General features: G+C 69.6%; 16 protein-coding genes. 4 read left to right on the top strand and 12 right to left on the bottom strand.

The features are described 5' to 3' along the window. Positions 1-6: 6 nt before the first annotated feature. The 4 genes from AC1RAD_RS00410 to AC1RAD_RS00395 all read right to left on the bottom strand — a co-directional run bounded on the left by AC1RAD_RS00410 (position 7) and on the right by AC1RAD_RS00395 (position 3,880). Positions 7-936 (bottom strand): SMP-30/gluconolactonase/LRE family protein, encoded by a 930-nt coding sequence (locus AC1RAD_RS00410; RefSeq protein ID WP_070063528.1) that lies wholly within the window; start codon positions 934-936, stop codon positions 7-9. A 205-nt stretch (positions 937-1,141) separates the two neighbouring features. Next, on the bottom strand, positions 1,142-2,575 hold the full coding sequence (locus AC1RAD_RS00405; protein ID WP_159273472.1) for an ammonium transporter: 1,434 nt from the start codon (positions 2,573-2,575) through the stop codon (positions 1,142-1,144). A 29-nt stretch (positions 2,576-2,604) separates the two neighbouring features. Continuing rightward, positions 2,605-2,943, bottom strand: a complete 339-nt coding sequence (glnK, locus tag AC1RAD_RS00400) for a P-II family nitrogen regulator (protein ID WP_056583732.1) — start codon at positions 2,941-2,943, stop codon at positions 2,605-2,607. Between the two features lie 70 nt (positions 2,944-3,013). Further along, a complete protein-coding gene (locus AC1RAD_RS00395; RefSeq protein WP_062482029.1) occupies positions 3,014-3,880 on the bottom strand; it encodes a TorF family putative porin in 867 nt (288 codons plus the stop codon). Positions 3,881-4,097: 217 nt separating this feature from the next. Between AC1RAD_RS00395 and AC1RAD_RS00390 the strand changes: the two genes are divergently transcribed. Next, entirely contained in the window at positions 4,098-5,636 is a 1,539-nt protein-coding gene (locus AC1RAD_RS00390) for a YifB family Mg chelatase-like AAA ATPase (protein WP_492733329.1), read from the top strand. 12 nt (positions 5,637-5,648) lie between these two features. Here the strand turns inward: AC1RAD_RS00390 and AC1RAD_RS00385 are convergent, their stop codons facing one another. The 6 genes from AC1RAD_RS00385 to tssJ form a co-directional block, all read right to left on the bottom strand. Next, positions 5,649-7,616 (bottom strand): serine/threonine-protein kinase, encoded by a 1,968-nt coding sequence (locus AC1RAD_RS00385; protein ID WP_492733327.1) that lies wholly within the window; start codon positions 7,614-7,616, stop codon positions 5,649-5,651. Between the two features lie 36 nt (positions 7,617-7,652). After that, on the bottom strand, positions 7,653-8,378 hold the full coding sequence (tagF, locus tag AC1RAD_RS00380; RefSeq protein ID WP_492733325.1) for a type VI secretion system-associated protein TagF: 726 nt from the start codon (positions 8,376-8,378) through the stop codon (positions 7,653-7,655). 1 nt (position 8,379) lies between these two features. After that, the gene (gene tssM, locus AC1RAD_RS00375) at positions 8,380-12,015 is read right to left on the bottom strand and encodes a type VI secretion system membrane subunit TssM (RefSeq protein ID WP_492733323.1); all 3,636 of its coding nucleotides are present in this window, start codon (positions 12,013-12,015) and stop codon (positions 8,380-8,382) included. Beyond that, the gene (locus AC1RAD_RS00370; protein ID WP_492733321.1) at positions 12,015-13,397 is read right to left on the bottom strand and encodes a DotU family type VI secretion system protein; all 1,383 of its coding nucleotides are present in this window, start codon (positions 13,395-13,397) and stop codon (positions 12,015-12,017) included. The genes tssM and AC1RAD_RS00370 overlap by 1 nt, the downstream gene beginning before the upstream one ends. An 8-nt stretch (positions 13,398-13,405) precedes the next feature. Further along, the gene (gene tssK / locus AC1RAD_RS00365) at positions 13,406-14,701 is read right to left on the bottom strand and encodes a type VI secretion system baseplate subunit TssK (RefSeq protein WP_235926916.1); all 1,296 of its coding nucleotides are present in this window, start codon (positions 14,699-14,701) and stop codon (positions 13,406-13,408) included. 243 nt (positions 14,702-14,944) lie between these two features. Then, positions 14,945-15,460, bottom strand: a complete 516-nt coding sequence (gene tssJ / locus AC1RAD_RS00360; RefSeq protein ID WP_062473939.1) for a type VI secretion system lipoprotein TssJ — start codon at positions 15,458-15,460, stop codon at positions 14,945-14,947. A gap of 171 nt (positions 15,461-15,631) precedes the next feature. Here tssJ and AC1RAD_RS00355 point away from each other — a divergent pair, with 171 nt between their 5' ends. The 3 genes from AC1RAD_RS00355 (at position 15,632) to AC1RAD_RS00345 (ending at position 18,753) form a co-directional block, all read left to right on the top strand. After that, positions 15,632-16,006 carry a TssQ family T6SS-associated lipoprotein gene (locus tag AC1RAD_RS00355; protein ID WP_223301458.1) on the top strand — a complete coding sequence of 125 codons (375 nt, stop codon included), beginning with the start codon at positions 15,632-15,634 and terminating at the stop codon, positions 16,004-16,006. A 64-nt stretch (positions 16,007-16,070) separates the two neighbouring features. Then, positions 16,071-17,966 carry a type VI secretion system-associated FHA domain protein TagH gene (gene tagH, locus AC1RAD_RS00350; RefSeq protein WP_492733319.1) on the top strand — a complete coding sequence of 632 codons (1,896 nt, stop codon included), beginning with the start codon at positions 16,071-16,073 and terminating at the stop codon, positions 17,964-17,966. Then, entirely contained in the window at positions 17,959-18,753 is a 795-nt protein-coding gene (locus tag AC1RAD_RS00345) for a PP2C family protein-serine/threonine phosphatase (RefSeq protein WP_492733317.1), read from the top strand. Before tagH ends, AC1RAD_RS00345 begins: the two co-directional genes overlap by 8 nt. A 12-nt stretch (positions 18,754-18,765) precedes the next feature. Here the strand turns inward: AC1RAD_RS00345 and AC1RAD_RS00340 are convergent, their stop codons facing one another. Beyond that, positions 18,766-19,146, bottom strand: coding sequence for a DUF4150 domain-containing protein (locus tag AC1RAD_RS00340; RefSeq protein WP_492733315.1), 381 nt, complete (start codon positions 19,144-19,146; stop codon positions 18,766-18,768). A 15-nt stretch (positions 19,147-19,161) separates the two neighbouring features. Continuing rightward, the gene (locus AC1RAD_RS00335; protein WP_492733313.1) at positions 19,162-19,806 is read right to left on the bottom strand and encodes a DUF3540 domain-containing protein; all 645 of its coding nucleotides are present in this window, start codon (positions 19,804-19,806) and stop codon (positions 19,162-19,164) included. Positions 19,807-19,834: the final 28 nt, after the last annotated feature.

The following is a 19,834-nucleotide window of genomic DNA, read 5'->3' as shown; positions in this document are numbered from 1 at the left end:
ACCGACTCAGTCTTCGAAGAAATTCACGGGCAGGCCCGGCGTGTCGACGCGCATCGAGAGCACGGTGCCCGAGGCCGGGCGCTGCACCAGCTCGTCGGCCGGGCGGCCCTTGCGCCCGCTGGTGACGAACAGGGTGCGCAGGTCGTCGCCGCCGAAGCAGGGCATGGTCGGGCACTGCACGGGCACCGCGATGGCCGCGACGCGCTCGCCCGTGGGCGCAAAGCGCAGCAGCTGCGCGCCTTCGAACATCGCGACCCAGTAGTGGCCGGCGGCGTCGACGGTGGCGCCGTCGGGGCGGCCGTCGTAGTGCGTGGGCGTGCTGGGTACCCAGCCCGCGGGCTTGGGGTCGAACTGCTGGAACACGCGCGCATGCGAGAGCGTGTTGGCCTCGGCGTCCCAGTCCCAGGCGCGCACCACGTGCGCGGCGGTGTCGGCCCAGTACAGGGTGCGGTTGTCGGGCGAGAACGCCAGGCCGTTGGCGGTGGTGACGTGTTCCAGCATCGACGTGATGGTGGGCGAGACGTCGCCCGGGCGTGCGTCGAAGCAGTAGAGCGCGGCGTTGGCGCGGTCCTTGATCTCGTTGAGCGAGCCGGCCCAGAAGCGGCCGAGTGCGTCGCACTTGCCGTCGTTGAAGCGCATGGTGCGCACGTCGTGCTCCGCGCGCGCCATCGCGACGAGGCTGCCGCCCCACTCGCGGGCCCGGTAGATGCCGTCGCGCAGCGCGATCACGAGGCCGCCGCTGCGTGCCGGCGCCATGCAGCCGGGCTCGGTGGGCAAGGCCCATCGCTCGACCGTGGCCGTGGGCGAACCGATCTCGCCGCGCGTGCGCAGCACGGCGCGGCCCGGGATGTCGAGCCAGTAGAGCGCGCGTTCGTGCGGATGCCAGAACGGCGATTCACCCAGCTCGCAGAGGCTGTCTTCGATGGAGGTCCACATGGTGGGGCGATTGTGCCCCCGGCCACGCGGGCCGCGGGCAAAAAAAAGCCCGCTGACGCCGAAGCGCTCGCGGGCTGAACATCCAAAGGAGACTCGCCTGAAAAAACCGGGAGTGGTTGTTCTTCTTTGTATCGAAAAGGGGGGTGGTGGTCTTGGAGGAGCGGGGGCCGGCGCCGTGCCGGACCACCCGCTGTCTGTGTGCGAATCAGCGGTTGTAAGCCGTTTCGCCGTGGGACGAGATGTCGAGGCCTTCGCGCTCTTCTTCTTCCGACACACGCAGGCCCAGGGTCAGGTCGGCGATCTTGTAGGCGATGAACGCAACCACGCCGGACCACACGATGGTGAACAGCACGCTCTTGACCTGGATCCAGACCTGCGCGCCCATCGAGAAGGTGTCGGGCGTCAGGCCGCCGGTGCCGCCCAGGCCCTTGGCAGCGAACACGCCGGTCAGGATGGCACCCAGGATGCCGCCCACGCCGTGCACGCCGAACACGTCGAACGCGTCGTCCGCGCCGAGCATGCGCTTGAGACCGCCCACGCCCCACAGGCAGACCAGGCCGGCCAGCAAGCCCATCACGATCGAGCCCATCGGGCCGACGAAACCGGCGGCGGGCGTGACAGCCACGAGGCCGGCCACGGCACCGGATGCAGCGCCCAGCATCGAGGCCTTGCCCTTGTGCAGGCTCTCACCCAGGATCCACGACAGGGCCGCGGCGGCGGTGGCGAGCACCGTGTTCACGAAGGCCAGGCCGGCAGCCGCGTTGGCCGCACCTGCCGAGCCGGCGTTGAAGCCGAACCAGCCGACCCACAGCAGCGAGGCGCCGACCATGGTGAGCGTGAGCGAGTGCGGCGTGAAGGCTTCCTTGCCGTAGCCCACGCGCTTGCCGACCATGTAGGCACCGACCAGGCCGGCGATACCGGCGTTGATGTGCACCACGGTGCCGCCGGCGAAGTCGAGCGCGCCGTCCTTGCCCAGCAGGCCGCCGCCCCACACGATGTGGGCCATGGGCACGTAGCTGAAGGTGAACCAGATCACCGAGAACAGCAGCACGGCCGAGAACTTGGCGCGTTCTGCAAAAGCGCCGACGATCAGCGCCACGGTGATGGCCGCGAAGGTGCCCTGGAAGGCGAAGAACACGTATTCGGGGATCGTGGTCAACGCGCCGAAGGTCTCCTGCGTGATGCCCTTCATGAAGATCTTGTCGAAGCTTCCGAAGAAGTTGCCGTCGCCTGTGAAGGCCAGGCTGTAGCCGTAGATGGCCCACAGCAGGCTGATGAGCGAGAAGATCACGAAGACCTGCATCAGCACCGACAGCATGTTCTTGGAACGGCCCAGGCCGCCGTAGAACAGCGCCAGGCCGGGGATGGTCATCAGGATCACGAGCAGGGTCGAGGTGAGCATCCAGGCGGTGTCGCCGGAGTCGACCTTGGGCGCGGGAGCCGCGGCCGGTGCGGCGGGTGCGGCCTCGGCGGCCGCGGGTGCCGCAGCCGCTGCAGGAGCGGGCGCAGCAGCGGCAGGTGCAGCAGGTGCCGATGCAGCCGGTGCCTCAGGGGTGGCGGCGGGTGCCTGGGCCAGCGCCGAAGTACCGGCAACGAAGACGCTCAAGCCGAGCGCAAGAGAGACAAGAAGTTTTTTCATAGTCGTTGTTCTTTCGGGCCAGGACTCGATCAGAGGGCTTCACGGCCCGTTTCGCCGGTGCGGATGCGCACGACCTGCTCGAGGTTGTAGACAAAGATCTTGCCGTCGCCGATCTTCCCGGTGCGCGCGGCGCCTTCCACGGCCTCGATCACGCGGTCGACCAGCTCGTCGGAGATGGCCGCCTCGATCTTCACCTTGGGCAGGAAGTCGACCACGTACTCGGCGCCGCGGTACAGCTCGGTGTGGCCCTTCTGGCGACCGAAGCCCTTCACTTCCGTGACGGTGATGCCCTGCACGCCGATGGCCGAGAGCGCTTCGCGCACCTCGTCGAGCTTGAACGGTTTGATGATGGCTGTGACCAGCTTCATGATGAGTTGCTCCTTCTGGATGGATGAAAGGCGGCGCGGCAACGTGGGCCGCGCCTGGTTGTTCTGTCGATTACAGCGTCTTCGTCAGCGTGAGGATGAAGCGTGCCTTGTTGGGCGAGTAGTAGGTGGTGCCGAAGGTGCCGAAGTCGGGGATCTCGATACCCGGGTAGGCCACGACCTGGTAGTTGGACTTCTTGTTGGCGCCCTGCACCGAGCCGGTGAGCGTCAGGCCGCTGCCGAAGTCGTAGGTGGCGCCGATGTTGTAGTCCACGTAGCTCTTGTAGCCCAGGCTGCGGATGTCGCTGGACATGTTGGTGAAGCCGACGGCGGCCTTGAGCGTGACCTTGGGCACGATCTCCTTGCTGTAGGCCAGGTTCAGGTAGCCGGTGTTGCGGCCCTTCAGGCCCGAGCCCGTCTTGGCACCGGCGTAGCCGAAGTAGTCCTTGGACACCGTGTGCGAGTACTTGGCCGTGAACGAGCCGAAGCTGTCGTTGGCGTAGGTGGCGCCCACGTACAGCTCGGTGGTGTTGCCCACCGAGTTGCCCGGGTAGATGTAGGTGAGCGCACCCACGTCCATGTCGACCGGGCCGGCCTTGAACTTGTAGCCGCCGTACAGGTCACTCTCGATGCTGTTGCCCTTGAGCCAGTTGACGCTGGAGTTCCAGTTGCCGATGTAGAAGCCGCTGTCACCGAAGGCGTAGTCGAAGCCGCCCTGGATGGCGGGCTTGAAGCCCTTGGTCTTGGCGTAGTCGTTCTTGCCGATCATGTCCTGGTCCTGGCCGCGGAACTTGTAGTTCGTGGTCAGCGAGACATTGCCCGTGAGCAGGGGCGCGGGCGCCGGTGCGGCGGCGTCGGCGGCCTGGGCCATGGCGGCGCCCGAGGCGGTCAGTGCAGTGGCCAGAACGATCAACGCCTGGGCGGCGGTACGGTGCGTCATCAGGGAACTCCTCGCAAGTGTGTTGTTGGACCTGAGCACCCTCAAAGCAGGGAGCGTGCCAAACTGCACGAATACCGCCCCGGCCAGAGGGCGCAGGTGTCCGGCGATGAGCGCCAAATCGTTACAAGCCCTGTTTCCGGCAGTTGCACACGCTTGCACGCTGCACGGTCCTGGGCTTGCACGTCGCAGGCGCACCAACTTGGGGAGAGGGAGAAAAATGAGTCTGTCTTTGGTGCAAAGCCGCGCCTTGCTCGGCCTGGAGGCCGCCGCCGTCACGGTCGAGGTGCATCTGGCGAACGGCCTGCCGAGCTTCACGCTGGTCGGGCTGGCCGAGACCGAGGTCAAGGAGGCGCGCGAGCGCGTGCGCTCGGCGATCCAGAACGCCGGGCTCGAATTTCCGACCAACAAGAAGATCGTGGTCAATCTGGCGCCCGCCGATCTGCCGAAGGACTCGGGCCGCTTCGATCTGCCGATCGCCCTGGGCATCCTCGCGGCCAGCGGGCAGATCGAGAACGCGCGGCTGGCCGGCCACGAGTTCGCCGGCGAGCTGTCGCTGTCGGGCGAACTGCGCCCCGTGCGCGGCGCGCTCGCGATGGCCGTGGCCACCTACACCCAGGGCTCGGCCGTGCGGCTGGTGCTGCCCCTGGACAGCGCCCAGGAGGCCGCGCTGGTGCCGGGCGCGCAGGTGTACGGGGCCCGGCACCTGCTCGACGTGGTGCGCCAGTTCGTCGCCAGCGGCGGCGGGCCCGTCGATGCGAGCGACGACGGCTGGACCCGCGTGCGCGCCGCGCCCGGCGACGGCGCCCCGCGCTATGCCGACCTGGCCGACGTCAAGGGCCACACGGGCGCCAAACGCGCCCTCGAGATCGCCGCGGCTGGCGGCCACAGCCTGCTCATGGTGGGCGAGCCGGGCTCGGGCAAGTCGATGCTGGCGCACCGCTTCGCCGGCCTGCTGCCGCCGATGAACGTGGACGAAGCGCTGGAGAGCGCAGCCATCGCCAGCCTCGACGGCCGGCTGGCGCCCGAACGCTGGATGAGCCGCCCGACGGCCACTCCGCACCACACGGCGAGCGCGGCGGCGCTGGTGGGCGGCGGCTCGCCGCCCCGGCCGGGCGAGATCTCGCGCGCGCACCACGGCGTGCTGTTTCTCGACGAGTTCCCCGAGTTCACGCGCGCCGCCCTCGAAGCGCTGCGCGAGCCGCTGGAGACCGGCACCATCACGATCACCCGCGCCGCCCGGCGCGCGGAGTTTCCGGCCCGCTTCCAGCTCATCGCCGCGATGAACCCCTGCCCCTGCGGCTACCTCGGCTCCACGCTCAAGCCCTGCCGCTGCACGCCCGAGCGCATCGCGCGCTACCAGGGCAAGCTCAGCGGTCCGCTGCTGGACCGCATCGACCTGCACATCGAGGTGGCGGCCGTGTCGGCGCCGCAGCTGCTCGATGCGCCGGCAGGCGAATCGACCGACAGCATCCGCGCGCGCGTGGTGGGCGCACGCGACCGCGCGCTGCAACGCCAGGGCCACGCGAACCAGGCGCTGCAGGGCCGCGCGATCGACACGCACGCCGTGCTCGATGGCCCCGCCCGCCAGCTGCTGCAGCAGGCGGCCGCGCGGCTGGGCTGGTCGGCGCGCAGCACGCACCGCGCGCTGAAGGTGGCGCGCACCATCGCCGACCTCGCGGGGCAGGACGCGGTGCAGGCCGCGCATGTGGCGGAGGCGGTGCAGTACCGCCGCGCATTGCGCACCGGCACGCCCTGACGCGCTGCCCTCTTACTTGAACTCGTGGCTCACCACCGGTGCGGACTTGCTGTCCTGCACCGTCACGCGCTGGCGGTAGGCCGTGAGGTCGCCGTTGCGCACCTCGATCGTGTAGATGCCGGGGCGCAGCGGCAGCGACTTGAGCGGCGGGCTCACGCCGCGGTCGGCGCCGTCGACGAAGACCTGGCCCCAGGGCCGGATGTTGAACTGCACGCGGCCCATGCCGGGCGCCGCGGCCGGCGGCGGTGGCGGGGCCGGCGGTGCGCCCGCGATCACGGTCGGCACGGGGTTCGTGCTGCCCGCGGCAGGCGGCGGCGGTGACTGCCGGTTGAGCTGGGCGATGGCGTTGCGCGCCTCGCGCGCATGCAGGCCGCGGCGGTGGCGCCGCAGGTAGGCCTCGTAGCCTTCGCGGGTGTTCTCGGCCTGGGCCAGGTTCCAGTCTTCCACCTCGGCGACCACGGCGGGGTCGGGGGGCGGCGGCGCTTCGGGTGGCGCTGGCTGTGCAGGCGGTGCGGGCTGTGCCTCGGGCTCGGCCGGCGGCGCGGCCGGTGGCGTGGGCGCGGCGGCGATGGGCACGTTGTCGAGCGGGCTCAGTGGGGCACTGGCCGATGCGGCGGGCGCGGACGCAGGCGGGGCCTCTGAGGTCGCCCCCGCCGGCGGCATCGCGGCCGGGGGTGCGCCCGGATCGGACATCGGCGTGCCGGGCGGCGGCGCGGCCGCGATCATCGGATCGGAAGGCGCCTTGGCCGTCAGCCGCCAGCCGATCCAGCCGCCGACCGCGAACAGCGCGAGCACCAGCGCGCCCACGAGGAACCACGGCGGGCGCTTCGACGGCTTCTTCGGGCGTGCGACAGGCGATGGCGGCGCAGGCGGCGGCGGTGCCTGCACGCGCGCGGTCGCCGCTTCCACGGGCACGGGCTGCACCTCGGGCGCGGGCGGTGGCGCTTCCTCCACCGGCTCCGGCGCAGGCGGCTCCTGCGGCACGGGCGCCGCGACGGGCACGGCAGCAGCAGCAACCACCGCCGGCCCCGACCGATCCACCACATAGAGATCGCCCAGCTTCACCAGCCCCAACTCGGCCGCGAAGGCCGCCACCGTCTGCGTGCGGTCCTTGCTGTGCACGGCCAGCGTGTGGTCCACCGCGGCGCAGAAGGCCGGGCTCAGGTCGTCGCGGTCCATCGACGACAGCGGCACGTAGGCATCCTGCACGCTGCGCACCACGGCCGAGGGCGGCGGGTGGCCGGTCACCGCGCGGTACAGCACGGCGCCCAGCGCATAGAGGTCGGTCCACGCGCCCTGCAGCAGCGTGTTGTCGTCGGCGTACTGCTCGATCGGCGAGTAGCCCGACTTCACCATCACCGCGACCTCGTCGACCAGGTCGGCGATCGACTTGCGCGCGGCGCCGAAGTCCAGCAGCACCGGGCGGTCGTCCTGCTGCTGGATGAAGATGTTGTCGGGCGCGATGTCGCGGTGGAAGCACTGGCTGTGGTGCAGCGTGTCGAGCGCGCCCAAGAGCGGCCCCAGCATGCCCAGCAGCCAGGGCTCCGTCAGCGTGCCCGGCTCGCTCTCGGCCAGCTGGCGCAGCGTGCGGCCCTTGTACAGCTGGATCGCCATGTAGGCGGTGGAGTTGGCCTCCCAGAAACGATGCACCCGCACCAGCGCCGGGTGGCTGAACTGCGCCAGCGTGCGCGCCTCGTTGATGAAGCTGCGCAGCCCCGCCGCGAAGGTGGCGGTGAGGCGCTCGGAGCGCACGTGCACGCTGTTGTCGCCCACGCGGCGCGCCAGCATCGAGGGCATGTATTCCTTGACCGCCACCTCGCGCTGCAGCGAGTGGTCGTAGGCGCGGTAGACGATGCCGAAGCCGCCCTCGCCGATGACTTCGAGCAGCTCGAACTCGTCGAGCCGGTGGCCCGTGCCGAGGGGATGGGGGCGCTCCTCCTGCGGGTCAGGCGTCGCGCTAGGGCTGGCGGGCGTCGTCATGGGGTGTCTCTTCTTCCTGCGGGTGGGTCGGGCGCGTCAGGCCCATGGCACGTGGCCTTGCGAAAACAACTGGGAAAACAGCGGCGTGTTGAGCCCGCCGCCGTGCGCCGCGGTGCGCAGCGGCGAGCCGTCGGCCTGGTTGGTCCACCAGTAGCTGGTGCCGCCGAAGGGGTCGAAGCACAGCGGCAGCTCGGGCCAGCCCAGGCGCTGCTGCGCGCTCGCACCGCGCGCACCGTTGGCCGGGCCGGCGGCCGCGCCGAGGATCGAGAGGATGTCGTCCGAGCCGCCGCTGGCGGTGCGAAAGCCCGTGCGGCCCGCGGCCAGCACCTGGGTGTCGAAGAGGTCGGGCGCCACGCCGTGGCGGATGGCCTGCAGCAGCGCGCTGCCGCACTGCCAGTACCAGGCGGCCGAACCTTCGAGCAGCGCGGGGTGGTAGCGCGCCGCGTCCACCTGCAGCGCCACGCAGGCCGGGTAGTAGCGGCCCACGCGGTCGCAGCTGGGCGCGATGCAGCCCAGTTGCACCGCGTTCACGCCGTGCGTGGCCGGGATGGCGAAGTTCCAGACCGGGGCCACCGCGTAGTGGCGCGTCATGGCGTCGGGCCAGCGCTTGAAGCTGCCCAGGCCGTTCTGCATCCAGCGGTCCCACCAGGCCTGCAGTTCGCGCGGCATGCGGCGGTAGAGAAAGTCGCCGGCCGACGGCAGCTTGCCGTACCAGCCGATCTGCTCGTCGAGCGGCGACCAGGCGTGCGGGGGAGGCGTCATCCTAGGATTTCCCGGGGCAGGAGAAGCTGTTCATCTGCGACAGCCGCAGCGGGTTGTAGACGCTGTTGGCCGTCACCGCGAGCACCACCTTCTTGCCTTGCAGGTCGAAGGTCGCGTTGAACGACTCGGGCGTGCGCCCCGACGAGATCGAGGCCTTGTCGAACAGCCGGTGCAGCGCCCACGGCCCCTCGGTCACGATGCCGCCGGCCGGCGTGCCGTTGGCCACCGTGACCTGCAGCCGCACCTGGTTGCTGTTGCGCGGACCGGGCCACTTGATGCTGCTGGGCGCCTGCGGGCCGTGCGCGTAGCGCACCGTCTGGCCGTCGATGTCCAGCGTGAACTGCGTGAGCGTGGCGTCCATGTCCTCGGGCCGGATGTCGAGCGTGAACGAGGGCGTGCGCCCGCCCGCCATGCCCGTGAAGAACACGTCGCGGATCGCCTGCGCCTTCTGGAACGCATCGAGGTACGCCGAGCGCCCCGACGCGCTGCCGTCCACGCCGCGCTTGAAGGTCCACGGGTTGACCGAGGTGTCGACCTGCGAGGCGAGGTTCTTCTGGAAGAAGTCGTCCATCATCCCGCCGGGCGCGAACAGCTGCGCGAAGTCGCCGGCCGCCACGTCGCGGTTGGAGCCGCGCGCGAACGGGTAGCGCCCCGCGATCGCCTGGCTGCAGAACTGCCCGATGGTCGCGGCCGCGTTCTGGCCGATGTTCTGCCGCGTCACCGCCGCAGCCTTGGACGACGCGGTGGCCGAAAGATCGTTCAGCATGCCCTGGAACGGCACCGGCAAACGCCCCGCTTCGGCCTGCAGCTTGGTCACCGCATCGCTCGAGGGCGGGATGTTGCCGCTGCGCAGCGCGGTGTCGGTGGCGGTGAGGAAGGTGTACAGCTCGTTGATGAGCGCGGCCGTCTGGTCCAGCGGCGTCTGGCCGCCGGCCTTGGGCGCGGTCACCATGCGCCGCAGCGGCGCGAAGTGGTTGTCGACCAGCGACTCGGGCCGGTCGGGCGCGGTGTTGCGGCGCTGGCTGCCGTCGGGCTGGCCGATGAGCTGCTCGATGCGCTCGCGCGTGCTGGTCACGCGGTTCTGTGCCTGGTCGAGCAGGCTGCGCGTGGCCTCGTCGTGGTTGCGCAGCAGGTCGGTTTCGCGCGCCGCGCCGCGGATGAGGCGCGACATCGGCGACTCGCCGGTCGACAGCACGCGCGTCATCTGGATGCTCTGCAACAGCGACTTGCTCTCGGCCAGCCGGATGTCGGCCAGGTACTCGTCCCAGGTGCGGATGTAGTCGCTGAGGTACAGGCGCCGCACCTCGCGCAGCAGCAGCTCGCGCGAGGTGATGTCGGCGATGCCCGGCGCGCGGATCTGCAGCACCCAGCGGTCTTCCTGCTCCAGCGCCAGCGTGGTCTCGGCCATGCGCTTGTCGAAGATGTCCCAGTAGCCGCGGTAGGTGAAGAGCGTGGGAATGCCGTCGGTCAGCGGCTTGCCGCTGGCGCGCCGGACCACCAGCGCCGACTCCGCGCCGCCCGCCTCGGCAATGGTGAAGGCGTTGGGCGCGCTGGTCTGCAGGAGGATGCGGCGCAGCCGCGCGTACGAGCGCTGCGCCAGCGGCACGCCGGCCAGGCGCTCGCGCGTCTGCGCGATGAGCTTGTCGTCCTTGGTGAAGGGCGAGCTCACGACGCGGTCGGCGAACAGCGTCTTCAGGTGCGCTTCGAGGTTCGTGCGCTGCTCGCGCGTGAGCGAGGCGCCGATCTTGCGGTCGACGTCGGTCAGCAGCCAGGCCTGCAAGAAGTCGGCGTCGTAGCGCTCGGGGTCGTACAGCATGAGGTAGGCCTTGAGCGCCTCGTAGCTGTATTCGGCATCGGCCTTCGCGGCCTCGCGCAGCGACTGCTCGACGCGTTGCGCGGCCTGCGGCAGCAGCACGGTTTCGAGCGCGCGCTGGTACACGCCGTCGGTGGCGGCCTGCAGCTTCTCGCCCTGGTAGAGCCCGAAGCGATAGCCCACGGGCGGATCGCCGATGTCGAACTCGGCCGACTTCGGCAGGTCGCGCAGGCGGTCGAGGATGAGCAGCGAGCTCGCGATGTCGCCGCTCGAATCGACCACCGTCGGCAGCTCGCCGCGCGCGGCGGCCTTGTTGAAGGCCTTGGCGTTGCCGTCCACCTCGGCCACGTAGGCCTTGTTGTGGCGCCAGCTGTTGGCCCATGCGCCCAGCAGCACCACGGCGAGCACGCCGACCAGCGCGTAGCCCGCCAGGTCGATGGCGCGGCGTCGGCGGTACCAGCGCAGGTTGGTGCCGGCCACGCCCGCGTCGCGGAAGATCACCTGCTGCAGCAGCTCTTTCAGGAAGTAGCTCTTGCCCGGGCCCGGCGGCGGCGCGGGCGGCGCGTTCACCTGCAGGTAGCGCTTGATGGCGCCCATCACGCGGTCGAAGGCCGTGCCCTCCTGCGTGCCGCTGGTGAAGTACACGCCGCGCAGCAGCGGCGCCACTTCGAACTTCGACGGGTTGAACACGTCGGCCAGGAAGGTGCCCAGGATGTCCTCGAAGCTCGCGAACTGCTGCGGCAGCAGGTAGGCCTGCGCGCGCCGCATCGGGTCGGGCTCGGTCGCCATCAGCTCGGGCAGGCGCTCGTCCAGGCGCTGGTGCAGCAGCTTGTATTCCTGGTGGAAGCGCTCGCGCAGGTCGGCCTTGGCCGGGTCGGCGGGGTTGCCCTCGATGGGGAAGGTGAAGCCCCACACCTGCTGGCGCTCGGCGCGGCCCAGCGAGCCGAAGTACTCGTTGAAGCCGGCCAGCAGGTCGGTCTTGGTGACCAGCACGTACACCGGGAAGTTGATGCCCAGGTCGTTGCGCAGCTCAAGCAGCCGCTTGCGCAAGGCCATCGCGTGGCGCGCGCGCTGCGCGTCGTCGGCCAGCGGCAGGTCGGCGATGCTGATGGTGAGGATCGCGCCGTTGATGGGCTGGCGCGGCCGGAACTTCTTGAGCAGCTCGATGAAGCCCTTCCACTCGCCCTCGTCGGTCTCGCGGTGGCTCTCGTGCGTGGTGTAGCGCCCGGCCGTGTCGATGAGCACGGCCTCGTTGGTGAACCACCAGTCGCAGTTGCGCGTGCCGCCGATGCCGCGCACCGCGGCCTTGCCGAGCTGGTCGGCGAGCGGAAAGTCGAGGTCGGAGTTGACCAGCGCCGTGGTCTTTCCCGAGCCCGGCGCGCCGATGAAGATGTACCAGGGCAGCTGGTAGAGGTACTGCCGGTCGAACAGCGCGAAGCGCCCGGCCGCCTTGCCGCCGGGGCCCGGGCCGAAGCGCATGTTCTTCAGCACCGCGGTCGCGTCGGCGAAGCCGCTGTGCAGCTCCTTGATCTCGGGCGCCTCTTCGGGCTTGGCCTCCTTCGCCTTGGGCGACGGCGTGCGCAGCTGGTGCAGCAGCTGCGCGTTGAGGCGGCGCTCGCGCCACTTGCGGTAGGCCACGCGCACCAGCCACACGCCGAACATCAGCGCGATGACCACGATGCGCACGAACTCGCCTTCGAGCGGCCGGTAGCGGCCCACGGCGATCACCGGGCCGATGACCCAGATCAGGAACGCGAGCGCGACCAGCCCGAAGAAGACCCAGAGGTCGCGGCTGACGAGAAAACGGAAGAGCGCGCGCAGCATCAGCGTGTTCCTCCTTGTGGTTGCTGCTGCCGGGGTTGCGGCGCAGACCCCGGCACCGGCACGCCCGCCACCGGCGCCACCAGCAGCGTCACCTCGACACGCCGGTTGCGCGCGCGGTTGGCCGCCGAGTCGTTGGGCACCAGCGGGTCGGCATCACCGCGGCCTTCGGCGCGCAAGCGCTCGGGCCGGCTCAGGCGCGTGGCGATCATGGCCTTCACCGCATCGGCGCGCGCCTGCGAGAGCTGCCAGTTGGACGGGAAGCGCACGCTGCGGATCGGCTGGTCGTCGCTGAAGCCGCTGACCAGCACGTTGCCTTCCACCGCGTTGAGCGCGTCGGCCACGCGCGCGAGCACCGGCGCGTAGCGGTCGAGCACGCGGTCGGAGCCCGAGGCGAACAGGCCGTCGCCGCGCAGCACCACCACGCTGCGGTCGGCCTCGTCGCGCACCGTGAGCAGGCCGTCGCGGATCTCGGGCTCGAGAAAGCGCTGCAGGCGCGGCTGCGCCGCGGGCACCGCCACCGCGCGCTGCGTCTGCGGCAGGCGCACCGCGTTCACGGCCGAGAAAGCGCCGTCGGAATGGCCCGCGAGGTTGAAGGTGAGCACCGCGAACACCAGCACCAGCAGCACCGCCGCCACCGCGCCCACGGCCCACACCGGCAGCCAGTGGCGCGTGCGGCGCACGGGCGCGCTCGCGTCCTGCCAGTGCGGCGACAGCGGCGCCGCGATTTCGCCGCGCGCCTGCCGGATGATCTGCAGCAGCCGCTGCTTGAGCGTCTCGAGTTGCGAGCGCCCGTTGTCGATGACGCGAAAGCGCCCCTCGAAGCCCATCGCCAGGCAGAAGTAGATGAGCTCGATGAGGTGCAGGTGCTGCTGCGGGTTCTGCACCAGGCGCGACAGCAGCTGGAAGAACTTCTCGCCGCCCCAGGTCTCGTTGTGGAACATCACGAGCAGGCTCTGCGACGACCAGATGCTGCCGCCCCACGGCGTGAGCGCCGCGGCCTCGTCGACCGCGGTGCACAGGCAGTAGCGCGCGCCGATGATCACTTCGGGCGCGATGCCGGCCTGCTGCGCGCGCGTCTCGAAACGCCGCACCTCGTCGACCAGGTGTTCGCGCAGTTGCGCGGGCGACGGGTGGTGGCCGGTGGCGCGGATCTGCGGGATCAGGTCGAGCAGCGGATTGGCCGCCGCCACCAGCGGGTTGTTGCCCGCCAGCGCCGTGTCGCCCGCATGCGGGCGCCGCGCGTCGTGCCACGCGGTGAAGGCATCGGGCTGGGGTTGCTGTTGTGGTTGCGGCCCCGGGCCGCTGTGCGTGGTCGCGCCGCCGCCTGGATTGGGCGGCACGAAGCCACCCGAGCCGACGGCCATGTCATTGGCACCGTTCATAGGGTCCCTCACGGACGGATGGCCCAGAACTCCATGGCGAGCCCCGGAAAGTCGCCGGCCAGGTGCATGGCGACGCCGCCCGATTTCTCGAGCTGGCGCCACATGTCGCCGCCCTTGTCGAGTTCGAAGTAGTGGTAGCCCGCGTGGTACGGGATCTGGCGCGGCGCCACCGGCAGCGAGCGCACGACCACGCCGGGCAGCTGCAGCTGCACGAGGTCGCGGATGCGCTCGACCGAGCCGATCTTGACCTGCGTCGGGAAGCGCTGCTGCACGGCATCGGCCGGCAGGTCGGCATGCACCGCGAGCACGAAGGCCGCGTTACGCACCAGCACCGGGTCGGGCATGCGGCCCACGCGCACGCCGTGGCTGCGCTCTTCGAGTTCGATGGCGATGGCGCTCTGCTCGAGCACCGCCGACAGCGAACGCCGCAGCTCTTCCATCAGCGGTCGGATGCTCTCGTTGAGGTTGTCGTGGTCGTACACCGGCCACACCACCGGACGGCGCGTGGGCGAGGTGTGCGTGGCCAGGTCGCAGGCCAGCTTGAGCCAGTCGACGAACAGCGTCTCGGGGTGCACCTGCACCGCCTGCTGCGCATGCCAGGTGAGTGCGAGGTAGCGGTTGACCAGCTCCAGCAGCAGGAAGTCGGAGACCTCGCTCACGCCGCCGCGCCCCGGCTGCGACAGCCGCGAGGCCAGTGCCTCGGAGCGTTGCGTGAGCAGGCCATGCAGCTCGGCCGTCATGCTGCGCAGCATCGGGTGCGCCGAGGCATCGAGCACCGGCGGGATGTAGTTGGCATCGACCACCAGCTTGTGGTCGGTGCGCCGCTCGATCACGCGCACCGCGCCGATGGCCTGCCACTCGGCCGTGAGCGACGACGCGCGCGCCAGCCGCAGGCGCGGCTTCGCCAGCTGCAGCACCGCGGGGCCGAGCGCCACCGCGTTGCCGTCGGCCACTTCGCGCTCGACCACGCCGAAGCGCGCGGCCGAGCCTTCGTCTTCCGAGAAGATCACTTCTTCGCTGCCGGGCCTGCGCAGCGGCAGTGCGAGCACGATGAGTTCGTCGGTGAGGTCGGTGGGCACGTCGAAGGGCATCGGTGCGTCTTCGAGGCCGAACGAGAACGGCGTGCCGTCGGGCAGCACGCCCGCGCCGCCGAGCAGCGACACGCGCCCGAGCGCGAAGGCATCGCGGTCGATGTCCAGGTGCAGCCATCCCCAATAGGCACCCTGCATGCCCGCGGTGCGGCGAGTGACGTACTGCTCGACATAGCGCTCCATCTGCTGGAAGTGCTGGGGCCGCAGGTACATGCCTTCGGACCACACCACGCGATTCGCCAATGCCTGAGATTGGGCGCCCTGACCGGCTGCGCCCGCGTTGCGAACTGTCACCAAAGAACCTCCTGGAGTGCTCACACGGAGGCGGGAAATGCGCTGTACAGCGGCTCCCCGCTCGATCTTCTTTCGCGTCTGATGCTACACGGCGCATCTTGCGTTTTGCATGCCTTTTCAGAGGCGAATGCGCCGCACTTTCGTATTAGCGCGCGCTGAAACTTAACGACTTGGTAGCAGTTCGAGGCCGCTCTTGCGCACCGCGATGCGCACGCTCTGCTCGCTCGGAGAAAACTGCCACACCTTGTAAAGATTCGTTTGTTTCGGCTCCTTCAACGGCAACACGATGCGCCACCGCGCCGCTTCCAGCTTGCGATAGCCGGCGATCACGCCGATGGCGCGCGAGTCGAGTCCGGCCTCGCGCTTGAACACGCGTTCCTCGCCGCTGCGCAAGATGGCCTGGTCCGCGTTCACGAGCTCGGTCATGAGCGTCTCGCGGTCGCGGTCCTGCAGCGCGAAGTAGTCTGCCGTTTCAAAGTTGCCGGAAGATTTCAGTTCGAAGACCTTCACGAGAATCGGTGCGGCCTGGCCGCGACCATCGGGATTCACGCCGTCGTCGATGCGCACGGTGATGGCATACGGCGTGGGCATCGACTTCGCTGTCGATGCGCAACCAGCGAGGCCTGCGAGCAACGGCGATGTGGCCAATGCGCCTTGAATCAAGGTCCGTCGATGCATGAGATCTCCCTGAAAGCTTCGCGATCTATATTATCGAAACCATGCACGCGCACGGTGTGCATTGCGTGCTGTTGCATCGTGATGCAACAGCACGCCCTCTCTCACGCATTGCCTCTCGCGAAGTAGGAGAAAAGATTGAAGTCTTGCCTGCCTGTTCTGTCTTTTGCCTTCATGCTTGCGCTGTTGAGCGGCTGCCAGAGCACCCCGGATGCCTCACAGCAACCCGAACGCCTGAGCCAGCAAGTGGCACGCACCACGCTCGAACGCGCGCAGCAGGCCTACGATGCGGGCGACTACGCCAAGGCCATCTCCACGTTGAAGAGCGGCGGCGTGTCGGTGTTCGACGGGGCCGAGCCCGCGACGCGGCTCGCCGCACTCAAGCTCGAAGCCTTCAGCTACTGCGTGAACAACCAGATCGCGGAATGCCGCACGCAATTCCGCAAGCTCCTCGATGTGTTCCCGAGCTTCGACCTGAATGTCGCGGAACGCACCCACCCCGTGTGGGGCCCCGCGTTCGAGGCCGCGAAGAAGATGAAGCGCGGATGACACGCGGCCGGCCACGGCCGCGCCCGGGCACGCTCGCGCCCACCGCGACGAACATGGAGATGCCATGCGCTGGACAGTGATTGAACACGGCGGCATGCCCGTGGCCTCGGGGCCCTCGGCGCTGCTCGCAGCCCCGGGCGGCACCATCGGCCGCAGCCCCGACAACCACCTCGTGCTGCCTGACGAACACCGGCAGATCTCGCGCCTGCAGGCCACCGTGCGCTTCGACGACGACGGCGCCGCCGTGGTGCGCAACATGAGCGCGGTGCTGCCGATCAGCGTGAACGGACGCACGCTGCGCCACGAAGAAGAATCGCGCGTCGCGCTGGGCGACCGCGTGACCATCGGCAGCTACGTGCTCGAAGCCGCGAGTGCAAGCCAGGCCCCACCGCCTGCGATCACCGAGGCGCCCATCACCGAGCCGCTCACGGAGCCACCGGCCGCACCGATCACCGAACCGTCGCTGTCGCAGTTGGTGTCTGCTCCGCCTGTGGCATCGAACCTCGCATCGGCCCCGTCGATCAGCGCGCTGCTGCCCACTGCAGCACCGGCCTCCGATGTCTTTGCGGACCTGTTCGGCGAAGGCGCGCTGCCGCTCGGCGATGCGCCGCCCGAGACGACGGTCGCGATGCCGACCTTCGCGCCCGCGCCGGTGAATGCGCCGGCCCCTGCGCCCTTGCCTGCACCGCCGCCGCCACCGCTCTCTTCCACTGCTGCAGCGCCTTCCACGACCACGCAGGTCTCCGCGCAAATGCCCTCGGCCGCCGACTGGGACGCCATCCTCGCGAACGCGCCGCGCCGTGCCGACGATGCGGCGGCGCCCATGCCCGACCCGCTGGCGCACGAGCCCTTCGCCCTGCCCTCGCAGGCACAGCGCAACCCCGTCGATCCGCTCGCCGGTCTGGACCCGCAGGCGACGCAGGGCCTGTCGGACCTCGCGCTCAAGCGCAGCATGGACCCGCTCTCCTTCTTCGCCGAAGACCGCGATGCGCCCTCGCCGCTGTCCGACCCGCGCCCCACGGCACTGACGCAGGACAACCCGCTCGACGACGTGCACCCGGCCATGGACCTGATCGCACGGCCGCCGGCGGCGCCGTCGGGCCACAGCCTGGCGAACCATGCGCGCGAGATGACCTCGCAGTTCAATCCGCCGCAGCCGGTGGCGATCACGCCCTCGGTCGCCATGCCGGAGCCTGTGGAAGAGGCTGCGCCTGTTGAAGAGGAGCCTGTCGTTGCCGCGGCGCCGGAGATTCCCGTCGCGGTGCCCGAACCGGCCGTGCCTGAAGAAGCGCCGCCTGCCTTGCCCGTCGCTGCAGTCCCTGCACCAGCGCCGACCTCACCACGTTCACCCTCTTCCGGCGACGACCTGTTCAAGGCCTTCCTCGAAGGCGCCGGCGTGCCCGAGATCGCGGGCCAGCAGCCGCTCGATGCCGAGGCGATGCGCCACCTCGGCCGGCTGATGCGCGCCTTCACCGACGGCACCATCGAGCTGCTGTCATCGCGCGCGATGCTCAAGCGCGAGGTGCGTGCCGAGATCACCATGATCGTGGACGAAGAGAACAACCCCTTCAAGATTTTGCCCAACGGCCGCGCCGTGCTGATGCAGATGTTCGGCGCACGCATGCCCGGCTTTCTCACGCCCGAGGCCGCCGTGCACGATGCGCTGGGCGACCTGCAGTCGCACCAGCTCGGCATGGTGGCCGGCATGCGCGCCGCACTGCTCACGCTCTTGCATCGCTTCGATCCGGGCGGTCTCGACAAGGCCACGCCGCACGACGGCGGGCTCGGCGAGAAGCTGTTGCCCGGCGGTCGCGAAGCGCGGCTGTGGCGCCAGTTGAAACAGCTGCACGCCCACACCACCGCAGCCGTCGAAGACGACTTCCAGGCCGTCTTCGGCCGAGCCTTCCAGCAGGCCTACGACCGCGAGATGGAACGCTTGAAGGAGGCGCGCCGTGCTTGAAGCCACCCACGCCTTCGCGGTGCCCATCTCGACCTCGCAGTTCTCGTGCGTGGGCGAACGCAGCGGCAACCAGGACGCCATCGGTTATCACCTGGACGAACGCAACGCCTGCTTCGTCGTGAGCGACGGCGTCGGCGGCCACGCGGGCGGCGAGCTGGCCTCGCGCATCGTGGTCGACACTGCACTCAACACCTTCGTCGACCACCCGTCCGTCGCGGCCGACGACATTCGCCATGCCGTGAAGGAGGCCAACGACGCCGTGCTCGCCAAGCAGCGCGAGCTGGCCGACCAGAACCGCATGAGCGCGACCATCGTCTCTCTGTTCGTCGACCGCGCCACCGGCGAGGCCTGCTGGGCCCACGTCGGCGACAGCCGCCTCTACTGGTTCCGCCGCGGCGCGCTGATGCAGCGCACCGAAGACCACAGCCTGTCGGAACGCTCAGGCGAAGCCGCCGCGGGCCAGGGCGCCAACGGCGGAGAGCGCCTGGTGAAGAGCAACCTGCTGTACCGCGCCCTCGGCGCGCGTGCGACGGCGGAGACCTCGGTGTCTACACCGCAGCGGCTGGCCGATGGCGATGCGTTCCTGCTGTGCACCGACGGGCTCTGGCAGCTCATCTCGCAGCAGGTGATGGAGCGATCGTTGCAGCTGGCCGACAGCGCGGAAGAGTGGCTCGCGCTGCTGCGCCGCGCGGCCGAGGCCAAGGCCGACAAGTCCCGTGACAACTACTCGGCGCTGGCGGTGTGGGTGGGGTCGCCGCAGCAGGTGACGCTGGCGGGGCCGGCCTGAATCGACGCGCGCTCAGGGCGCCAGCATCAGCACCTTGAACTGGCTCGGCACGATGCGCATGCCGACGATGTTGCAACGGTTCTGCACCGTGATGCTGGTGACCCGCGTGGCCGGCGTGCCCTTGAGAAGCACGGTGAACGCGCCTGTCACATGACGCGATTGCTGCATGAACGTCTGCGACACGACGCCGCCCAGTGCCCCGGGCTGATCCCCCAGGGTGATGGGCGTGGTCGTCGCCATGTTGTGTGCCGGCATCGCCATGAAGAGGATGTTCCAGGCATTCGGAACAGCCATCGGCCCCATGGCCATGTTCGGGTATGGAATGGGCACCGGCGACTTGCAGACGTCGGGGAAGGCCATGTCCATTCCCATGAGCTGACAGTTGGCAAACATCTGGTAGCTCCTCTCTCAGCCCATGTGGATCTGAGCCGCGTCCACCTTCACCAGCTCCTGGCCGGTGACCACCGTGTGGTGGCCATGAATGCGCACCGTCTCGCTGGCCTTGTAGTCCATGTGGCCCGCACGCACCTGATCGACTTCATCCGTCAGGCGCAGCGTCTGACGCGCCATCTGCACGATGCGATCGGCCACGGTCTCGAATACCTTGCCGACCAGCCGGACGCTGCCGGCCGCGGCCTGCACGGAGCGCGTCACCAGCCGCAGTTCACCGATGTCGCACTCGCCCTCTTCGGTCTTGAGCACGAAGCGCTTGTCCGCGCGAAGGCTGAGCTCCGAGGCACTCGCGATGGTCACCCGGCCGTTGCCGGTCGACGCGAAGGTGACGTCGCCCGCCGCCTCGATGCAGCTTGACGACGTATCGGCCTGCTCGATCACGGCGATCAGGTAGGCCCGCGCGCTGTCGGGACCGGACACCAGCACGGTATCGCCGCAGGCCGGTTTGAGCAGGCAGCTCGCCGCGCGCCGGCAAACCCAGGCAGCACCCTGCTCGTCGTCGACGGTGGCACGTCCATCCGGCAGCAATGCGGCGACCACCCCCTGGAAGTGAACCGGAGCCGTCAGCTTCGAGGCTTTTCGCAGTGAAACGACTGACATGAAGATCTCCTTGTTTCGATGAGTCAAC

This window comes from Variovorax sp. GW823-FHT04B03, assembly GCF_058796495.1.
This window is presented reverse-complemented; position numbering and strand designations above follow the sequence as displayed.

Excerpts from the sequence above, each read along its gene's own strand:
- AC1RAD_RS00395 (WP_062482029.1), bottom strand. The coding sequence starts at position 3,880 with ATGACGCACCGTACCGCCGCCCAGGCGTTGATCGTTCTGGCCACTGCA.
- AC1RAD_RS00410 (WP_070063528.1), bottom strand. The coding sequence starts at position 936 with ATGTGGACCTCCATCGAAGACAGCCTCTGCGAGCTGGGTGAATCGCCG.
- AC1RAD_RS00355 (WP_223301458.1), top strand. The coding sequence starts at position 15,632 with ATGCTTGCGCTGTTGAGCGGCTGCCAGAGCACCCCGGATGCCTCACAG.
- AC1RAD_RS00390 (WP_492733329.1), top strand. The coding sequence starts at position 4,098 with ATGAGTCTGTCTTTGGTGCAAAGCCGCGCCTTGCTCGGCCTGGAGGCC.
- AC1RAD_RS00335 (WP_492733313.1), bottom strand. The coding sequence starts at position 19,806 with ATGTCAGTCGTTTCACTGCGAAAAGCCTCGAAGCTGACGGCTCCGGTT.
- tssJ (WP_062473939.1), bottom strand. The coding sequence starts at position 15,460 with ATGCATCGACGGACCTTGATTCAAGGCGCATTGGCCACATCGCCGTTG.
- AC1RAD_RS00370 (WP_492733321.1), bottom strand. The coding sequence starts at position 13,397 with ATGAACGGTGCCAATGACATGGCCGTCGGCTCGGGTGGCTTCGTGCCG.
- glnK (WP_056583732.1), bottom strand. The coding sequence starts at position 2,943 with ATGAAGCTGGTCACAGCCATCATCAAACCGTTCAAGCTCGACGAGGTG.
- AC1RAD_RS00340 (WP_492733315.1), bottom strand. The coding sequence starts at position 19,146 with ATGTTTGCCAACTGTCAGCTCATGGGAATGGACATGGCCTTCCCCGAC.
- tagH (WP_492733319.1), top strand. The coding sequence starts at position 16,071 with ATGCGCTGGACAGTGATTGAACACGGCGGCATGCCCGTGGCCTCGGGG.
- tssM (WP_492733323.1), bottom strand. The coding sequence starts at position 12,015 with ATGCTGCGCGCGCTCTTCCGTTTTCTCGTCAGCCGCGACCTCTGGGTC.
- AC1RAD_RS00385 (WP_492733327.1), bottom strand. The coding sequence starts at position 7,616 with ATGACGACGCCCGCCAGCCCTAGCGCGACGCCTGACCCGCAGGAGGAG.
- tagF (WP_492733325.1), bottom strand. The coding sequence starts at position 8,378 with ATGACGCCTCCCCCGCACGCCTGGTCGCCGCTCGACGAGCAGATCGGC.
- tssK (WP_235926916.1), bottom strand. The coding sequence starts at position 14,701 with ATGTACCTGCGGCCCCAGCACTTCCAGCAGATGGAGCGCTATGTCGAG.
- AC1RAD_RS00405 (WP_159273472.1), bottom strand. The coding sequence starts at position 2,575 with ATGAAAAAACTTCTTGTCTCTCTTGCGCTCGGCTTGAGCGTCTTCGTT.